This is a genomic window from Shinella sp. JR1-6, from assembly GCF_004284735.1.
In the GTDB taxonomy this organism is placed as follows: Bacteria; Pseudomonadota; Alphaproteobacteria; order Rhizobiales; family Rhizobiaceae; genus Shinella.
The window spans coordinates 23,753-39,987 of record NZ_SHMI01000025.1; the positions used below are offsets into that span (position 1 = coordinate 23,753).

The 16,235-nt window shown below is 63.6% G+C and carries 16 protein-coding genes; 4 read left to right on the top strand and 12 right to left on the bottom strand.

Annotation, left to right across the window (positions count from 1 at the left end):
* Window positions 1–60 precede the first annotated feature (60 nt).
* Both EXZ48_RS27870 and ftsE read right to left on the bottom strand, forming a co-directional pair.
* Window positions 61–1,068, bottom strand: a complete 1,008-nt coding sequence (locus EXZ48_RS27870; protein ID WP_023513180.1) for an ABC transporter permease — start codon at window positions 1,066–1,068, stop codon at window positions 61–63.
* Entirely contained in the window at window positions 1,061–1,720 is a 660-nt protein-coding gene (gene ftsE, locus EXZ48_RS27875; RefSeq protein WP_023513179.1) for a cell division ATP-binding protein FtsE, read from the bottom strand. The genes EXZ48_RS27870 and ftsE overlap by 8 nt, the downstream gene beginning before the upstream one ends.
* Window positions 1,721–1,924: 204 nt before the next feature.
* Here ftsE and EXZ48_RS27880 point away from each other — a divergent pair, with 204 nt between their 5' ends.
* The 3 genes from EXZ48_RS27880 to EXZ48_RS27890 all read left to right on the top strand — a co-directional run bounded on the left by EXZ48_RS27880 (window position 1,925) and on the right by EXZ48_RS27890 (window position 3,755).
* Window positions 1,925–2,599: a hypothetical protein gene (locus tag EXZ48_RS27880; protein WP_130520004.1), complete on the top strand. Its 675-nt coding sequence runs from the start codon at window positions 1,925–1,927 to the stop codon at window positions 2,597–2,599.
* Window positions 2,600–2,690: 91 nt separating this feature from the next.
* A complete protein-coding gene (hpt, locus tag EXZ48_RS27885) occupies window positions 2,691–3,239 on the top strand; it encodes a hypoxanthine phosphoribosyltransferase (protein ID WP_130520006.1) in 549 nt (182 codons plus the stop codon).
* Window positions 3,240–3,395: 156 nt separating this feature from the next.
* Window positions 3,396–3,755, top strand: a complete 360-nt coding sequence (locus tag EXZ48_RS27890; protein WP_023513176.1) for a response regulator — start codon at window positions 3,396–3,398, stop codon at window positions 3,753–3,755.
* Window positions 3,756–3,762: 7 nt separating this feature from the next.
* Here the strand turns inward: EXZ48_RS27890 and EXZ48_RS27895 are convergent, their stop codons facing one another.
* The 4 genes from EXZ48_RS27895 to argH form a co-directional block, all read right to left on the bottom strand.
* Window positions 3,763–6,402 carry a TIGR02302 family protein gene (locus EXZ48_RS27895; protein WP_130520008.1) on the bottom strand — a complete coding sequence of 880 codons (2,640 nt, stop codon included), beginning with the start codon at window positions 6,400–6,402 and terminating at the stop codon, window positions 3,763–3,765.
* A 118-nt stretch (window positions 6,403–6,520) separates the two neighbouring features.
* Window positions 6,521–7,789, bottom strand: a complete 1,269-nt coding sequence (lysA, locus tag EXZ48_RS27900; RefSeq protein WP_050745500.1) for a diaminopimelate decarboxylase — start codon at window positions 7,787–7,789, stop codon at window positions 6,521–6,523.
* 73 nt (window positions 7,790–7,862) lie between these two features.
* Window positions 7,863–8,048 carry a lipoprotein gene (locus EXZ48_RS27905; RefSeq protein WP_023513173.1) on the bottom strand — a complete coding sequence of 62 codons (186 nt, stop codon included), beginning with the start codon at window positions 8,046–8,048 and terminating at the stop codon, window positions 7,863–7,865.
* A gap of 105 nt (window positions 8,049–8,153) precedes the next feature.
* On the bottom strand, window positions 8,154–9,557 hold the full coding sequence (argH, locus tag EXZ48_RS27910; RefSeq protein WP_130520010.1) for an argininosuccinate lyase: 1,404 nt from the start codon (window positions 9,555–9,557) through the stop codon (window positions 8,154–8,156).
* Window positions 9,558–9,579: 22 nt separating this feature from the next.
* Between argH and EXZ48_RS27915 the strand changes: the two genes are divergently transcribed.
* Complete coding sequence (locus EXZ48_RS27915) at window positions 9,580–10,254, top strand: TlpA disulfide reductase family protein (RefSeq protein WP_023513171.1); 675 nt, start codon at window positions 9,580–9,582, stop codon at window positions 10,252–10,254.
* A 21-nt stretch (window positions 10,255–10,275) separates the two neighbouring features.
* Here EXZ48_RS27915 and EXZ48_RS27920 read toward each other — a convergent pair whose 3' ends face one another.
* The 6 genes from EXZ48_RS27920 to EXZ48_RS27945 all read right to left on the bottom strand — a co-directional run bounded on the left by EXZ48_RS27920 (window position 10,276) and on the right by EXZ48_RS27945 (window position 16,225).
* The gene (locus tag EXZ48_RS27920; RefSeq protein ID WP_023515805.1) at window positions 10,276–11,298 is read right to left on the bottom strand and encodes a sulfate/molybdate ABC transporter ATP-binding protein; all 1,023 of its coding nucleotides are present in this window, start codon (window positions 11,296–11,298) and stop codon (window positions 10,276–10,278) included.
* Window positions 11,295–12,191, bottom strand: coding sequence for a sulfate ABC transporter permease subunit CysW (cysW, locus tag EXZ48_RS27925; protein ID WP_130520012.1), 897 nt, complete (start codon window positions 12,189–12,191; stop codon window positions 11,295–11,297). Before cysW ends, EXZ48_RS27920 begins: the two co-directional genes overlap by 4 nt.
* A 2-nt stretch (window positions 12,192–12,193) precedes the next feature.
* Entirely contained in the window at window positions 12,194–13,015 is an 822-nt protein-coding gene (gene cysT / locus EXZ48_RS27930; RefSeq protein WP_023515807.1) for a sulfate ABC transporter permease subunit CysT, read from the bottom strand.
* A 134-nt stretch (window positions 13,016–13,149) separates the two neighbouring features.
* A complete protein-coding gene (locus EXZ48_RS27935; RefSeq protein ID WP_130520014.1) occupies window positions 13,150–14,133 on the bottom strand; it encodes a sulfate ABC transporter substrate-binding protein in 984 nt (327 codons plus the stop codon).
* Between the two features lie 141 nt (window positions 14,134–14,274).
* On the bottom strand, window positions 14,275–15,147 hold the full coding sequence (locus tag EXZ48_RS27940; RefSeq protein ID WP_023515809.1) for a 3-hydroxybutyryl-CoA dehydrogenase: 873 nt from the start codon (window positions 15,145–15,147) through the stop codon (window positions 14,275–14,277).
* A 148-nt stretch (window positions 15,148–15,295) separates the two neighbouring features.
* Window positions 15,296–16,225 (bottom strand): electron transfer flavoprotein subunit alpha/FixB family protein, encoded by a 930-nt coding sequence (locus EXZ48_RS27945; RefSeq protein ID WP_050745502.1) that lies wholly within the window; start codon window positions 16,223–16,225, stop codon window positions 15,296–15,298.
* Between the last annotated feature and the right edge of the window lie 10 nt (window positions 16,226–16,235).

The window sequence follows — 16,235 nt, forward strand, 5'->3', positions numbered from 1 at the left end:
ATAGAACGTGATTGCGGCAACCGATGGTCCGTTTCGCGGCAGCGGTTCGTCTGGGCCGGCTCATGGGTCGGGCAGTTGGTCGGTGCGAGATGGGTCGGAACGGATCTGGTCGATCTCGTGGATGGTCCGCATGACGGTGAAACGGGCCGTCAGCGTCGTCAGCAGCGCGATGACGACAATCGTGCCGGCAATGCCGAGATAGCCCGTGAACCCCATGGAGAAGGTGCCGAACAGGGCCGTCGCCTGGTCGCTCTGGGGGGTCGCGATGGAGCGCCCCTGCCAGAAGCCGGCGACGGCAAAGAACAAGGCTGCCAGGAACCCGCCGGCCACCGAACCCTTCAGGCTGATCTTCAGGAAATGCTTCTGGAACTCGGACGCGACAAAGCTTGCCTCCGCGCCGACGAAATGCAGCACCTCGACAATGTGCCGGTTGCCGGAAAGCGCGCCACGCGTTGCGAAGATGACGGTCAACACCATGGCGGAAAAGACCAGCACCAGCACGCCGGTACCGATGAAGGCCGTTGTGCGCGCCATGGCGACGAGGCGATCGACCCAGGTACGGTGATCGTCGAGGAAGGCCGTCGGGATCTTCTGCGCCAATGCTGCCCGCATTGCCATGAAATCCGGCGGGCTCTGCTCATCGATGGTCACGATGACGAGACGCGGCACCGGCAGTTCGTCGATGTTCAGCCCTTCCCCAAGCCAGGGTTCGAGCAGCCGCGCCGTCGCCGTCTTGTCGACGATCGTGCCGTCACGCGTGCCGGAGAAGGTCAGCGCGAGGTCACGCGCATCCGTCAGCGCCTTCTCCATGTCGAGATTGTCGTCGGGCTTGATCTGGATGGTGATCTCGCGGGAGATCTGGCTCTGCCAGCTCGCCGCCGTCGCCCGCACCATGCTGACCGCGCCAAAGGTGAGGCAGGCCAGAAAGGCCATGATGGCGATGACGAGCATCAGCGCGTTGCCGGACACGTTCGCCTGCGGCACGATGGGTGCCGTCGGGCGCACTTTCATTTCCGGCCGGCGCGCCGGCTGGGCGTCCTGGGCGGTATCGTGCGGCGCGTCAGTCATAGATATCGAGCCGTCCCTGCGAGAGGATCATGCGCCGGGCCTCCACCTGGTCCATCAGCGACAGGTCGTGCGTGGCGATCACCACGGCGGTGCCGAGACGGTTCAACTCAAGGAAGAGGCTCAGCAGCCGGCGGGCCATCGGCGGATCGACATTGCCGGTCGGCTCGTCGGCAAGCAGCAGTTCCGGCCGGTCGATGAGGGCGCGGGCAATGGCCGCGCGCTGCTTTTCCCCGCCCGACAACACCGGCGGCAGCACGTTGATTCGCTCCCCGAGCCCGACCCATTTCAAGAGTTCCAGCACGTCGGCGCGATAACTCGCCTCCTCCTTGCCACGCACGCGCAGCGGAAGGGCGACATTCTCATAGGTCGTGAGATGATCGAGCAGGCGAAAATCCTGGAAGACGATGCCGATACGCCGACGCAACATCGGCAGCTCATCGCGCGGAATGGTGGAAATCTCCCGGTCGAAGGTGCGAATGATACCGCGCGTCGGCTGCAGGGAGAGGAAGAGAAGACGCAGCAGCGTCGTCTTGCCGGCGCCGGAAGGCCCCGTGAGAAACTGGAAAGACCGGCGCGGAATATCGAAGGTCAGGTCGCGGAGAATCTCCGGGCCCATCCCATAGCGCAGTCCGACATTCTCGAAGTGAATCAATGATCAATCCGGTTCTAGAAGCGGGTTACCCTTGCCCGCCGAGGCAGGTTCGCTGGCGAGGTCGCACAGGAAAACGGCTCTTTCACGGTCGGGTTTCCAAAGCATTAACCAGTATGGTTTACGTTTGGTAAGGATTTCATTCAATGCCCGACTTTTCGCCGATGATTTTGCGCGGAAGGGCACAGGCGGAACGAGGAGGTCGCGATGAACGCCTTCAGGGCAAGACGCGAGGCGAAGGGCCGGATCGACCTTCTGCCGCCGGAACCGAAGACACCAGCCCGCAGGAATGCAAAGCCGTTTCCGGCACGTCTCGAAGTGGTCGACGCCGATTTCATCGTCATTCGCAGCACTGCCGCCCGCACCAGCAATGACAATCGCCGCGCCGCCCGCCCTGCACCATCTGCCGAACAGCCACATCACCTGCTGCTCCGCATCGCCACGGCCAGTGCCCGGCTGTGCGAGGCTGGCCTGCAGCTTCTTCCAGGCCGTGCCTTTGCCGGCCTCGTGACGACAGCCTTCATCTTCGTCTTTGCCTATGCCGGCGGGCTCTCCGCCCTGAAGGCCGCACTCCCTGAGAACGAGCCGGGCGAGACCCTGCGCATAGCCGACGTCATCACGACAGTCGACGACCGCAACGGCATGAAGGTGCTTGCCGTCTATGGCCGCCTCACCAATGGCGGCAACACCACTGCCGCCGTCCCGCCGGTCGACATCGTCTTCGAAGGCGCTGGCAAGACGCTCCGCCACCGTCTCTCGCTCGAAACTGCCGCACTCGCCCCAGGTGCCAGCGAGACCTTCGCGTTGCGCATTCCGCACAGTGGCGGAAAAGTACCGAAAGTCTCGGTTTCGCTTGCCGCCGAGGGTGCGCCCGCTCGCTGACTGTGCTAATCGGCTCCTTTGTTTCTCCCAGTTCCGCACGCAAAACCATCGGGTTTGCCGGATCTGCCTACGACCAAGGAGCCGCCTCGCGATGCAGATTGTCCGCGGAAAGAAGATCGAAACGCTCTACGACGCCGCTACGATCGCCAAGCGCAACGAAGAACTGGCGGCAGATATCGCCGGCGGGCCGACGAAAGACCTTCTCGTCATCGCCGTCCTCAAGGGCTCGTTCATCTTCGCCGCCGACCTCACCCGTGCCCTCCACGCCGCCGGCCTTGCCCCGGAAGTCGAGTTCATCACGCTGTCGAGCTACGGCGCCGGCACCGTTTCGCAGGGCGTGAAGGTCATCAAGGACATCGATAGCGACGTACACGGCCGTGACATCCTCCTGATCGACGATATCCTCGAATCCGGCCGCACGCTCAGCTTCGCCAAGGAACTGATGTACGAGCGCGGCGCCAAGAACGTCACCATCGCCGTGCTGCTCGACAAGCGCGAGAAGCGCAAGACCGACCTCGAAGCCGATTATGTCGGTTTCGAATGCCCGGATCATTTCGTCGTCGGCTACGGCATGGACGTCGCCTATGCCTTCCGCGAACTGCCCTTCGTCGGCATCGTGACGGGTGACGCGGACGCCTGAGGCTATCCTGACCGCAGATTCCCCCATCGGCCGTTTACCGATCGACAAGGAAAGTCTGGTCTTTTCACTCAAGGAGCGGCACCGGGAATCGGCGCACCGCTCCGGCCTACCGTTCCCTCGGAACAAGGCCGGATGAACGGACCGAAAGGGGAACCGATGGCCAAGATCCTGATCACCGAAGACGAGGATTCGCTCCGCACCTTCGTGGCGCGGGCGTTGCGCATGGACGGCCACGAGACCGTCGAAGCGCCGGACGGTGCAGCCGGGCTCGACGCCCTGACGGATGGCGGTTTCGATCTCCTCCTGTCCGATATCCGCATGCCTGTGATGGACGGCATCGAACTCGCCCACAAGGCGTCAGCCGCCCATCCGGCGCTGAAAATCCTGCTGATGACCGGCTATGCCGAACAGCGCGAGCGGGCAGACGACCTTGCCTCGAAGATCGTCGATGTGGTGAGCAAGCCATTCAGCCTGCCCGACATCCGCCGCGCCGTGGCAACGGCACTCGCCGCCTGACCACGCCTCAACGGATTCCGAGCAGCCGCTCCAGATAATCCCGTTCAAAACCGGGCGCAGATCCGGTACCCAGACGGCGACGGATCTCTTCCAGAATTTCACGCGCCCGCTGGATATCGATTTCTTCCGGAACCTTGGTCGGCCCGCCGAAGTCGGGGCCCTGTCCGTTGAGCGCGCGCTCGCGGCCCAACGGGTCGCGGCCGTTGCGCCCGGCCTGCGGTATGCCTTCGCCCGGCCCCTGGCCTTGCCCTTGCCCCATGGCCTGCATCTGGCTCATCATGTTCTGCGCGCCCTGGCGGAGTGCCTCCAGTGCACGGCCCTGGCTACCAACAGCCGATTCGCCCTGCCCCTCGCCCAGCGCTTCGGAAGCACCCTTCATCTCACGACCGGCCTGACCAAAGCCTTCGCCAGGTTCAAGCCCCATGCCCTTCAGCGCCTCCTGGATCTCCCCGAGCTGCTTGCCGAGCCCATCCTGCTGCTCCTGAAGCTTCTTCAGCGCCTCACGAAGCTGATCGGCCGTCATCTGGTCGGTCGACTGCTGACCGGCGCCATTGTCGCCCGGCTGCTGTTGCTGCTGGCCTTCCTCGCCCTCGCCCGGCATCGGATCGCCCCGCTGCTGGCGGTCGCGCAACGCCTGATCGAACTGGAAGGTCTGCTCCATCAATTTCTGCTGCTGCTGCATCAGCTGGCCGAGCTTGTCCATCTGCTGGCGCATCGCGTCGTTCTGCTGGCCTTGCTGACCCTGCTGCGGCCGACCGGCCTGCAGGTTGTTCATCATGCGCTGCAGTTCGGAGAGCATCTGCTGGGCCTGGTCACGCGCGCCGGACCGGGCCAGATTCTCGATCTGATCCATCATGCGCTGCAAATCCTGCTGCCGCAGGATCTGGCCCTGCTGCTGGGCGTTCTGCTGCATCTGGCCATTCTTGGCCGCCTGGCGGGCAAGCTCCTCCATATAGGCCTGCATCGCCTCACGCAGCTCCTTCATGAGCGCAGCGATCTCCTCGTCGGAGGCATTGCGCTCCAGCGCCTCGGAGAGCGCCTTCTGCGCCTCGCGCAGCCGGCGATCAGCCAAAGACAAGTTGCCGTCCTCGATGCCAAGGGCGATTTCCCAGAGATAGTCCGCCGTCTCGCGCATCTGGTCGTCCGTACGGGAAAGCTTCATGCGCGCATTGGCCGATTGCAGCAGCAGGTAATGCGTGAGGTTGGGGATCGTCTCTTCCGGCCGGATCGTCAGCGCCTCGTTGAGCGCGATGGCATGCGGCAGCTGGTTGGCATCGAGCGCGAAGACCTGCCGCTGTTCGGCGACGGCCCCGGCCAGCGGTTCGAAGAAATTCTTGGCCGGCAGGATCATCTCCACGGGCTGGCTGCGCCCTTCCTGCCCGGCGGCATCCCTGGCAACAAGCGTGATCTTCACACGCTTGCCGGAAAGCGGATGTTCGGACAGGTTACGGCTTGTCGTGCCCTTGGCGTCGCGCGCGGCGCGGCGCGGCAGGTCAAGGCGGTACTCCGGCAGCGGATAGAGCGGACGTGCATCCTTCGGCTGCTCGACCGGCACGATCTCCGCATGAGCCTCCTGGATTCCGTAGTCGTCCTTGGCGACGAAGCTGATCTCCAGCGCCGACGCGACGGTCTTTTTCGGAATACCATCGAAGGCGATTTCCGGAACGCGGTCCGGAATGACCGCAAACGCCCAGGTCTGGCCGGCGACCGAGAGCGTGCCGTCCTTCAGAATTTTGTAGCGCATGGTCTTGGCGCCATTGGCCGCGGCAACCGGCACCTTCGCTTCGGCCTTCGGGCCCTCGGCCTTTTCATCCTTCGGCTTTTCCGCCTCCGGGCGTATGGCCGTCGCCGTGGCCTCGCCCGTCACCTGGTAACTCACCGGCTCATCGCCGCCGCCACCCGTAACGCGCACGGTCAATTCGCTGAACTGCGGAATGCGAATCTCGCCCTTGGCAGCCTCGCCCGGCTGGCCCTGCGTGCTGCCGGTCAGGAAAATGGGTGCACGCGACGTGTGCGCCGGCGGCGTCACCCAGGCGTCGATGCGCACATCCGGCGCAGTTTCGGCAGGCGCGCGAAGGGTAACCACATCCGCCAGAAGACCACCGCGATTCGAATAGGAGAAGGCAAAGGCGATGGCGACAAGGAGCAGCGGCACGGCGCGCAGGGCATGGCGGTCATGACGGGCAATGTCCGGCTCAGGCGCACCGGTCCTGAGCGCGCCGATCATCCGTGCCATACGGCTCTGGTGCTCGCGCCACAGCGCTTCGGCAACGGCACCGCCACCGGCCGGCCGATCTTCCTGCACCCGGATCGCCTGATGAGCCAGCGCATTGCGCGCCTCCAGCATGCGATAGGCCTTGTCAATCGAAGGCCAGCCGATACCGCGCAGGCGAATGAGCAGACCGGCAAGACCAAGCGCGAAGCCGGCCAGCGTCGCAAGATGCAGCCAGGTGGGAACATGGCGAAAATAGCCGAACCAGGTCAGCGCGAGAAACGCCGCGACGAGAAGCAGGATCGGCAGCACCCGCGGGGCGAGCGCCTCCAGATAGAGGATGGTCTGGGCGGCAAGGCGTTTGCCCGCAAGCCGTCGGGCCACCGGGTTGCCGGCCGCTTCCGTCTCGCGCTGTCCTTGCGTGTCAATCGCCATCGATCGCCGCTCTCCGCTGCAGGTTGTCACCGCCAAAAGATAACATGCTTTGTGGCGAAGACGAGGGCGCACGCAAAATCGTGATCGCGCGCGCAGCCTGGTTTAGCACTTGCGAAGGTCAGGCGAGCCAGTCCGGAAGCGAATCGAGGCCGATCAGGTCGTCATAGCTGAGGCGTGGCCGCACGACATGGAACTCGGCCCCGTTGACCAGCACTTCCGGTACCAGCAGACGGCTGTTGTAGGTGCCCGCCTGCACGGCGCCATAGGCACCGGCGGACCCGACGGCAATGAGATCGCCGGGCTTCGGCTGCGCCATCTCTCGGTCCTGCGCCAGATAGTCACCGGTCTCGCAGACGGGACCCACCACGTCCGCCCGGATGCGCGGCGCGCTGGCCGCCGAAATGACGACCGGCTGGATCTCGTGCCAGGCCTCGTAGAGCGTCGGGCGGATGAGGTCGTTCATGGCCGCATCGACGATGACGAACGTCTTCTCGCCGCCGTCCTTCACGTAGATCACCTCGGTGACGAGGATGCCGGCATTACCGACGATCAACCGGCCAGGCTCGGTGACGATCTTGCAGTTCAGGCCCTTGAGCTGGTTCTTGACGATTTCGGCATAGGCATCCGGAAGCGGCGGCGGCGCATTGTCCGTCTTGTAGGGAATCCCGAGACCACCGCCGACATCGACGTGATCGATCGTGTGTCCGTCGGCGCGCAGCGTATCGACGAGTTCGCGCAGAAGCTTGAAGGCATCTTCGAAGGGTTGCAACTCGGTGATCTGGCTGCCGATATGCATGTCGATACCGGTCACCTTGATGCCCGGCAGGCTGGCGGCGCGGGCATAGACGGCGCGGGCGCGTTCCCAGGAAATACCGAACTTGTTTTCCTTCTTGCCCGTCGAGATCTTGGCATGCGTGCGGGCGTCGACGTCTGGATTGATGCGGAAGGAGACGTGCGCAACCTTGCCGGCCTTCACGGCGCGGGCATTCAGCACCTCAAGCTCGGGCTCGGATTCGACGTTGAAGCAGTAGATGCCGACCTCAAGCGCCAGATCCATCTCGCGCGGCGTCTTGCCGACGCCGGAGAACATGATGCGCGAGGCAGGAACGCCGGCGGCCAGCGCCCGGCGCAGTTCGCCTTCCGAGACCACGTCGATGCCGGCGCCAAGCCGGGCAAGCGTTTTCAGCACCGCCTGGTTCGAGTTCGCCTTCATAGCGTAGCACACCATGGCATCGACACCGTCGAAGGCCTTGGCGAAGACCTTGTAGTGACGCTCCAGCGTCGCCGTCGAATAGACGTAGAAGGGCGTGCCGACCGTCTTGGCGATTTCCGGAACCGGCACGTCCTCCGCATGGAGGATGCCGTCGCGATGCTCGAAATGGTTCACAGGTCTCGTCCGTTAAACAGGGGCAGTTCCGGCAAAACCGCGCGGCGGCCTTGCGTTGGGAACTGCGTCAAAACTAGAGAAGGGGGTCGAGGATGAAAGGCTTGTCTTCGACCTGCTCGACCTTCTTGCCATCGACGGTCTTCACGACCGGTTGAGCCCCGCCCGGCAGGTCGAGATCGCCCTTGCGACCACAGGCGGTCAGAACCGCCGCGGAAAGGCAGAGCGCGAGAGCCAGCCTGCCGATGTCGATGCGTGTCATGAAGCGTTCCCTGGAAATGCCGGTGATCGGGTGGGCATCATCCTTAGCGAATTCGCCCGCCCTTGTGCACCCTTAATCTACTGATGAGTCCTGCAAGCAATCTGATCAGTTGCGCTGCCGCCACCAGGCGATCTGCTTGCGGACCTCCAGAGGGGCGGTACCGCCAAAACTCTTGCGGCTGGCGACCGAGGCCTCGACCGTCAAGACGTTGAAGATGTCGGCGGTGATGGCGGCATGGATCGCCTGCAGCTCCTCGAGCGACAGGTCGGAAAGGTCGCAGCCCTTGCTCTCGGCCAGCGCCACGGCGCGGCCCGTCACATGATGGGCATCTCGGAAGGGAAGTCCCGCTTCCCGCACCAGCCAGTCGGCAAGATCGGTGGCAGTGGAATAACCGGAGCCGGCCGCCGCCTTCATCCTGTCGGTACGAATGGTCATGTCGCGCACCATGCCGGTCATCGCGGCAATGGCCAGCTCGATGCTCTCGGCAGCGTCGAAGACCTGTTCCTTGTCTTCCTGCATGTCCTTGGAATAGGCGAGCGGCAGACCCTTCATGACGGTCAGGAGTGCGATCAGCGAACCGTTGATGCGGCCGGTCTTGGCACGCACCAGCTCGGCGGCATCCGGGTTCTTCTTCTGCGGCATGATCGAGGAGCCGGTGGAGAAGGCATCCGACAGGCGGATGAAACCGAACTGCGGCGTCGACCAGATGACGATCTCTTCGGCGAGGCGCGACAGATGAACGCCGGTAATCGCCGCAATCGACAGGAACTCCAGGGCGAAATCGCGGTCCGACACGGTATCGATGGAATTGCGGGTCGGCTCGCGGAAGCCGAGCGCCTTCGCCGTCATGTGTCGGTCGATATTGTAGCCCGTGCCGGCAAGCGCGGCGGCACCGATCGGGCTTTCATCGAGGTGCTCGATGGCGTGGCGCACCCGCTGGCGGTCGCGGCCGAACATCTCGACATAGGCCATGCAATGATGGCCGAAGGTAACGGGTTGGGCGGTCTGAAGGTGGGTGAAGCCAGGCATGACGGTTTCGGCGTGCTCCTCGGCACGGTCGAGGAAGGCCGCGATGAGGCCCGTCAGCGCCTTCTCCGTCTTCTGCAGCTCTTCCTTCACCCACAGACGGAAATCGAGCGCCACCTGGTCGTTGCGCGAGCGGGCGGTGTGGAGGCGTCCGGCGGCGGGACCGATCAGCGTCGCCAGCCGCGCCTCGACATTCATGTGAATGTCTTCCAGGCGGCGCGAGAACTCGAAATTGCCGCTTTCGATCTCTGACAAGATCGTGTCGAGACCGTGAACGATCTTTTCCTTATCGTCCGCCGAAATGATGCCCTGGTGGCTGAGCATTTCGGCATGCGCCTTTGAGCCGCGGATGTCCTGGGCGTAAAGCTTCTTGTCGAAGCCGATGGAGGCATTTATCTCCTCCATGATCGCATCCGGTCCCGAGGCGAAACGGCCGCCCCACATCTGGTTCGAGGATTTCGTCTCGGAAGTGCCGTCAGCCATGGGTCCCGTCCTGGAGAGTGAAATGACAGTGAAGAAGAAACTCGGCCTGCCGGCAGGAAAACTGATCGCCATTGCCGGGCTCGCCGGACTTCTCGCCGGTGGTGCAGCGATATACGTGAAGGAAAGCCTGTCTGGCAATGGCGCGGTCGCTTCCGCCGATCCCGCCGCCTGCACGGCCACCGCAGCGAAGGCCGAAGCCCTGACACCCTTTTCCAAGGGACAGGTCGCCGCCATGCGCACGGTCGACGAGCATCGCGCGCTGCCCGATCTCGTGTTCGACGGCCCCGACGGCAAGAAGAAGACGATCGCCGATTTTTCCGGCAAGACCCTGCTCGTCAACCTCTGGGCCACCTGGTGCGTGCCGTGCCGTGAGGAAATGCCGGCGCTCAACGCGCTCGAAAAGGAGCTCGGCAGCGACAAGTTCGAGGTCGTGGCGATCAACATCGACACGGGCGATGACGAAAAGCCGAAAACCTTCCTCACCGAAACAGGCGTCAACGACCTCGGCTATTATCGCGACGCCTCGATGGGCGTGTTCAACACCCTGAAGAAGGAAGGCCTCGCCTTCGGCCTGCCCGTCACGCTGCTGATGGATGACAAGGGCTGCTTGATCTCGGCAATGAACGGCCCCGCCGCCTGGGACAGCGACGACGCCAAGGCCTTGATCAAAGCCGCGCTTGCTGCGCCGAAAAGCTGAGGCATCGCGAGAAGGTTTCGCTCACGCCGCTGGATAGGCGCGCGACCGGCGGATGTCGAGGAAACCCGCTTCGCCCTTGCGGTGCGGGAATTCCGGCGCCGTATCGAACTCGACCGGCTGACCACTGCCCGTCAGCGCCAGCACGCGGCGGGAGTCCGGCCGGTCGATGACCCGCACGATCTTCGCAGCGATGCCCTGCCCATCCTCGCGCCAGGTGACGTCGGCCGGGCGGAACAGGATCTGACCGCTGCCATCGGCCACACCGCCCGCCTCGAAGGCCACGTCGCCGACATAGGCCTTGCCGCCGCGGATCTCCGCATCGAGCCGGTTCGCATCGCCGAGGAAATTCATCACGAAGGCATCGGCCGGGTTGCGGCAGACCGCCTCGGGCGTGCCCTCCTGCACGATCTTGCCCTTGTTCAGGATGACGACCCGGTCGGCAAGGTCGAGCGCCTCTTCCTGGTCGTGTGTGACGAAGAGCGTGGTGATTCCCAGTTCGTCATGGATTTTCCGAAGCCAGCGGCGCAGGTCCCGCCGCACATTGGCATCAAGCGCACCAAATGGCTCGTCGAGCAGCAAAACGCGGGGATCGACGGCGAGCGCCCGGGCGAGCGCCACACGCTGGCGCTGGCCACCGGAGATCTGGCCGGGGAAACGGTCCTTGAGGCCACCGAGCTGCACGAGATCGAGCAGTTCCGCAACACGTTTGGCGATCGCGTCGGGCGAGCGCTTGACCTTGGAGACCTTCATGCCGAAGGCGATGTTCTCGCCGACGGTCATATGCGGGAAGAGGGCATAGTGCTGGAAGACGAAACCGACACCGCGCTCGCGCACCGGAATGTCCGTCGCATTCTCATCGCCGAAATAGATCGCACCGCCATCGGCATATTCGAGGCCGGCAACCATGCGCAGGATCGTCGTCTTGCCGGAGCCGGACGGGCCGAGCAATGCCACCAGCTCCCCGCTTTCGATATCGAGCGACACGCCGTGCACGGCGCGAAAGGTCTGGAACTCCTTGACCACATTGGTAAGGCGGATCTTCACGGTTTTACCTCCGGGGTGATGCTGTCGGCGCCGGCCAGCTGAGAGGGGCGCTGCACGCGGCCTGCGCCCTGCCGCTCCAGCGCCACCTTGGCGACGAGCGTAACGATGGCAAGACCGGCGAGAATGGATGCGGCGGCAAAGGAACCGGCCGCGTTGTAGTCGTGATAGAGCAGCTCGATGTGCAGCGGCAGCGTGTTCGTCTGGCCGCGGATATTGCCCGAGACGACGGAAACGGCACCGAACTCGCCCATCACGCGCGAATTGCAAAGCACGACACCGTAGAGCAGCGCCCACTTGATATTCGGCAGCGTGACGGAGAAGAATGTGCGCCAGCCGCTTGCCCCCAGCGACGTCGCCGCCTCCTCTAGGTCGCGGCCCTGCGCCTGCATCAGCGGGATCAGTTCGCGCGCCACGAAGGGCGCGGTCACGAACATGCTGGCCAGCACGATGCCCGGCAGCGCGAAGAGGATCTTGATCTCCATCGATTGCAGAGACGGTCCGAACAGGCCCTGCAGACCATAGACGAAGAGATAGGAGACGCCCGCAACGATGGGCGATACGGAGAAAGGCAGTTCGATAACGACAGTGAGCAGCCGCTTGCCGCGGAAATCGTGCTTGGTGATGGCCCATGCCGCCGCAACGCCGAAAGCCGTGTTGATCGGCACCGCGATCAGCGCCGTGACGACCGTCAGCAGGATGGCGTGCCGCGTGTCCGGGTCGGCAATCGAGGCGGCAAAATAACCGACACCGCGTGAAAAAGCCTCGACGGCGATGACGACGAGCGGCGCGACGATCATCAGCGCGACCAGCACGAGCACGAAGGCGAGGAGCGAGCGGCGGAAGACCGGATTGTCGCCGACGCGGGGCGGCGTGCCTTTTCCAGGGTGCACCATGGTCAGCCCCTTGCCGTATAACGCAGGGCGCGGGCCTGCATGAGGTTGGTGATCGCCAGCATGACGAAAGCCGTCAGCAGCATGACGGAGGCGATGGCGGCCGAGGCCGGATAGTCGTATTCCTCAAGCCGGATGAAGGCGAGCAGCGCGGTGATCTCCGTTGAGAACGGCTGGTTGCCGGCAATGAAGATGATGGCCCCGAATTCCCCAAGACTGCGGGCGAAGGAGAGCGAGACACCGGCCAGAAGCGCCGGCGTGAGGAGCGGCAGGATGACGCCCGTGAAGATCGACAGGTCGCTCGCCCCGAGCGTCTGCCCCGCCTCCTCCAGCGCCGGATCCAGTTCCTCCAGCACCGGCTGCACCGTGCGCACGATGAAGGGAATGCTGGTGAAGCTCATGGCGACGATGATGCCGAGCGGCGTATAGGCGACCTTGATACCGAGAAGCGAGAGCGGTCCGCCGAACCAGCCGTTGGTCGCAAAGAGCGTGGTAAGCGCGATACCCGCAACGGCGGTGGGCAGCGCGAACGGCAGATCGACAAGCGCATCGACCAGCCGGCGACCGGGAAAGCGGTAACGCACCAGCACCCAGGCGAGCGATAGGCCGAAGACGAGGTTGAACGCGGTTGCTGCCAGCGCGCAGAGCACCGTGACCCGGTAGCTCGCAAAAGCGCGGTCCGACGAGATGATGCGCCAGTAGTCCTCCGGCCCAAGGCTGGCCGCCTTGAAGACGAGCGCAGCCAGCGGCAGCACGACGATGATCGCCACATAGACGAGAGTTATGCCGAGCGCGAGCGGCAATCCGGGCAGTACACGCCGTCTCAAGAGGCGCTTCCTTTCTCAAGCTGATCCAGGAAAAGTGCGGAGCGCGATCATCCGGCCGGATTTGTGCGAACACTTTTCATGCCACAACCGGCGGACTTTCGGCCGCCGGTTGCGATAAAACGAAGGTCGATGGATCAACGGCTGCCGTAGATCTTGTCCAGCACGCCGCCTTCGGCGAAGTGCTCCTCGGAGATCTTCTTCCAGCCGCCGAAGACGTCATCGACATTCACGAGGCGGATTTCCGGGAACTGGCCCTTGAACTCGGCAGCGACCGTCTGGTCATGGACGCGATGGCCGAATTCGGCAGCGATCTTCTGGCCCTCTGGCGCATAAAGGAAATCGAGGTAGGACTTTGCAAGCTCACGGCTGCCCTTGGCGTCGGCCACCTTGTCGACGATGGCGACCGGGAACTCGGCAAGCAGCGAGACGGAGGGTACGACGCTTTGAAACTTGTCCTCCCCATATTGCTTGGCGATCGACTTGGTTTCCGCCTCGAAGGTGATGATGACATCGCCGATTTCGCGCTCGACGAAGGTCGTCGTCGCCGCGCGGCCGCCCGTGTCGAAGACCGGAACGTTGTCGAAGATCTTGGTGACGAACTCCTCGACCTTGGCCGGATCGTTGTTGAAGGCTTCCTTGGCATAGGCGGTCGCTGCAAGATAGGTGTAGCGCGCATTGCCCGAGGTCTTCGGGTTCGGGAAGATGACCTTCACGTCGTCACGGGCAAGGTCCGACCAGTCCTTGATGTTCTTCGGGTTGCCGGCGCGAACGAGGAAGGACGGGAAAGAGTAGAAGGGCGAAGCGTTGTTCGGGAATTTCTGCTGCCAGCCTTCGGCGACAAAGCCGTTCTTCACGAGGAAGTCGATATCCGTCACCTGGTTGAAGGTCACGACATCCGCCTCCAGACCCTCGACGATGGCGCGCGCCTGCTTGGAGGTGCCGCCATGCGACTGGTCGACGGCGACACCCGGATGCCCCTTCACGAAGGCTTCGTTCTCGGCAGCGAAAAGCTCACGCGCCACGTCATAGGAGGCGTTGAGCAGCTTGTCGGCGGCCTGCGCGGAGAACGGAGCGGCAAGGCCAAGGAGAGCCACGCCGAGAAGGAGCAAACGTTTCATCTGAAAAACCCCGAATGGAACCTGAATTCGGGCAGACAATAGCGACCGGCCGCTTCCGATCCGAGGTATGGCCTGCCGCAGCACTTGCGGCAGACGAAACATTTTTCCCTGAAAGGGCAAGCTTGGGAAATGTCCCGCTGCTCAGCGCGTCGGGACAGGGACTTCGCCGCGATAATCGTAGAAGCCGCGTCCGGACTTGCGGCCGAGCCAGCCGGCCTCGACATACTTCACCAGCAGCGGGCAGGGGCGGTACTTCGAATCGGCGAGGCCGTCATGCAGCACCTGCATGATCGACAGGCACGTGTCGAGGCCGATGAAATCGGCAAGCTGCAGCGGACCCATCGGATGGTTGGCGCCGAGCCTCATCGCGGTATCGATGGCTTCCACCGAACCGACGCCTTCGTAAAGCGTATAGATCGCCTCATTGATCATCGGCAACAGGATGCGGTTGACGATGAAGGCCGGGAAGTCCTCCGCGACGGTGATCGTCTTGTCGAGCTTGGCGACAAATTCCTTCGCGGCGGAGAACGTGCCCTCTTCGGTCGCAATGCCGCGCACGAGCTCGACCAGCTTCATGACCGGAACCGGGTTCATGAAGTGGATGCCCATGAAGCGCTCCGGGCGGTCGGTGGCAGACGCGAGCCGCGTGATCGACAGCGAAGAGGTGTTGGTGGCGAGGATCGCTTCCGGCTTCAGGACGGAACAGACCTGGCCGTAGATCTTGCGCTTGACGGTCTCGTCCTCTGTCGCCGCCTCGATGACGAGATCGGCGTCGGAGAGGTCGTTGATATCGGAGGATCCCTTGATCAGGGCGAGTGCGTCCTTGCGCTCCTCGTCGGTCATCTTGCCGGAGGAGACCTGGCGGGCAAGATTGCCGTTGATCGTGGCAAGCCCGGTTTCGACACGCTCCGGCGACAGGTCGTAGATGTGGACCTTGTATCCGGCCATGGCAGAGACGTGCGCGATACCGCATCCCATCTGGCCCGCACCGACAATACCGACGTTCTTGATCATAGCGCCAATCGCCCCATCACACCGTCTGCGCCCCTAGGCGCAGGCAAAAAAACACCGGGCCGGTCAAGCCGGCCCGGTGAAGTGATAAAGCGCCGCGACGCATTTTTCCAGTGAAATCATCGTCGCAAACAGCCGGGTCGAAGCTGGCTCAAAGCGCCTTTTCGAGTTCGGGCAGAGCTTCGAAGAGATCGGCGACGAGGCCGTAGTCCGCGACCTGGAAGATCGGCGCTTCCTCGTCCTTGTTGATGGCGACGATGACCTTCGAATCCTTCATGCCGGCAAGGTGCTGGATGGCGCCCGAGATGCCGCAGGCGATGTAGAGCTGCGGCGCAACCACCTTGCCCGTCTGCCCGACCTGCCAGTCGTTGGGCGCATAGCCCGCATCGACGGCCGCGCGCGAGGCACCGACAGCCGCACCAAGCTTGTCGGCAACCGGAAGAATGACTTCCTGGAACTTTTCCGACGAACCGAGCGCACGCCCGCCCGAGATGATGATCTTGGCCGAAGTCAGCTCCGGACGATCCGACGAGGACAGGGCATCCTTGACGTGGGTCGAAAGGCCCGGGTTCGATGCGGCCGAGACCGTCTCGACAGAGGCGCTTCCACCCTCACCCGCAGCGGCGAAGGATGCGGTGCGGACCGTGATCACCTTCTTGGCATCGGTGGACTGAACCGTCTGGATGGCATTGCCCGCATAGATCGGACGCTTGAACGTGTCAGACGAGACGACCTCGACGATCTCGGAGACCTGTGCGACGTCGAGCAGGGCGGCAACGCGCGGCAGAACGTTCTTGCCGACCGAGGTGGCGGCCGAGACGATGGCCTCATAGTTACCGGCAAGCGAGACGATGAGCGCTGCCAGCGGCTCTGCCAGGTTGTTGGCAAGGTTCTGGTCGTCGGCGAGCAGGACCTTGGAAACGCCAGAGAGCTTTGCAGCCTGTTCGGCCGCAGCCTTGGCGCCGGAACCGGCGACGAGCACATGCACGTCGGAGCCGATCTTGGAGGCTGCTGTCAGCGCCTTGGCGGTCTGGTCGGAAAGATGTGCATTGTCGTGATCTGCCAGAAGAAGAATGGCCATGGTAATGTTC

Excerpts from the sequence above, each read along its gene's own strand:
- EXZ48_RS27935 (WP_130520014.1), bottom strand. The coding sequence starts at position 14,133 with ATGAAACGTTTGCTCCTTCTCGGCGTGGCTCTCCTTGGCCTTGCCGCT.
- EXZ48_RS27870 (WP_023513180.1), bottom strand. The coding sequence starts at position 1,068 with ATGACTGACGCGCCGCACGATACCGCCCAGGACGCCCAGCCGGCGCGC.
- EXZ48_RS27905 (WP_023513173.1), bottom strand. The coding sequence starts at position 8,048 with ATGACACGCATCGACATCGGCAGGCTGGCTCTCGCGCTCTGCCTTTCC.
- cysW (WP_130520012.1), bottom strand. The coding sequence starts at position 12,191 with ATGGTGCACCCTGGAAAAGGCACGCCGCCCCGCGTCGGCGACAATCCG.
- EXZ48_RS27890 (WP_023513176.1), top strand. The coding sequence starts at position 3,396 with ATGGCCAAGATCCTGATCACCGAAGACGAGGATTCGCTCCGCACCTTC.
- EXZ48_RS27915 (WP_023513171.1), top strand. The coding sequence starts at position 9,580 with ATGACAGTGAAGAAGAAACTCGGCCTGCCGGCAGGAAAACTGATCGCC.
- argH (WP_130520010.1), bottom strand. The coding sequence starts at position 9,557 with ATGGCTGACGGCACTTCCGAGACGAAATCCTCGAACCAGATGTGGGGC.
- EXZ48_RS27945 (WP_050745502.1), bottom strand. The coding sequence starts at position 16,225 with ATGGCCATTCTTCTTCTGGCAGATCACGACAATGCACATCTTTCCGAC.
- EXZ48_RS27940 (WP_023515809.1), bottom strand. The coding sequence starts at position 15,147 with ATGATCAAGAACGTCGGTATTGTCGGTGCGGGCCAGATGGGATGCGGT.
- hpt (WP_130520006.1), top strand. The coding sequence starts at position 2,691 with ATGCAGATTGTCCGCGGAAAGAAGATCGAAACGCTCTACGACGCCGCT.
- EXZ48_RS27895 (WP_130520008.1), bottom strand. The coding sequence starts at position 6,402 with ATGGCGATTGACACGCAAGGACAGCGCGAGACGGAAGCGGCCGGCAAC.
- EXZ48_RS27880 (WP_130520004.1), top strand. The coding sequence starts at position 1,925 with ATGAACGCCTTCAGGGCAAGACGCGAGGCGAAGGGCCGGATCGACCTT.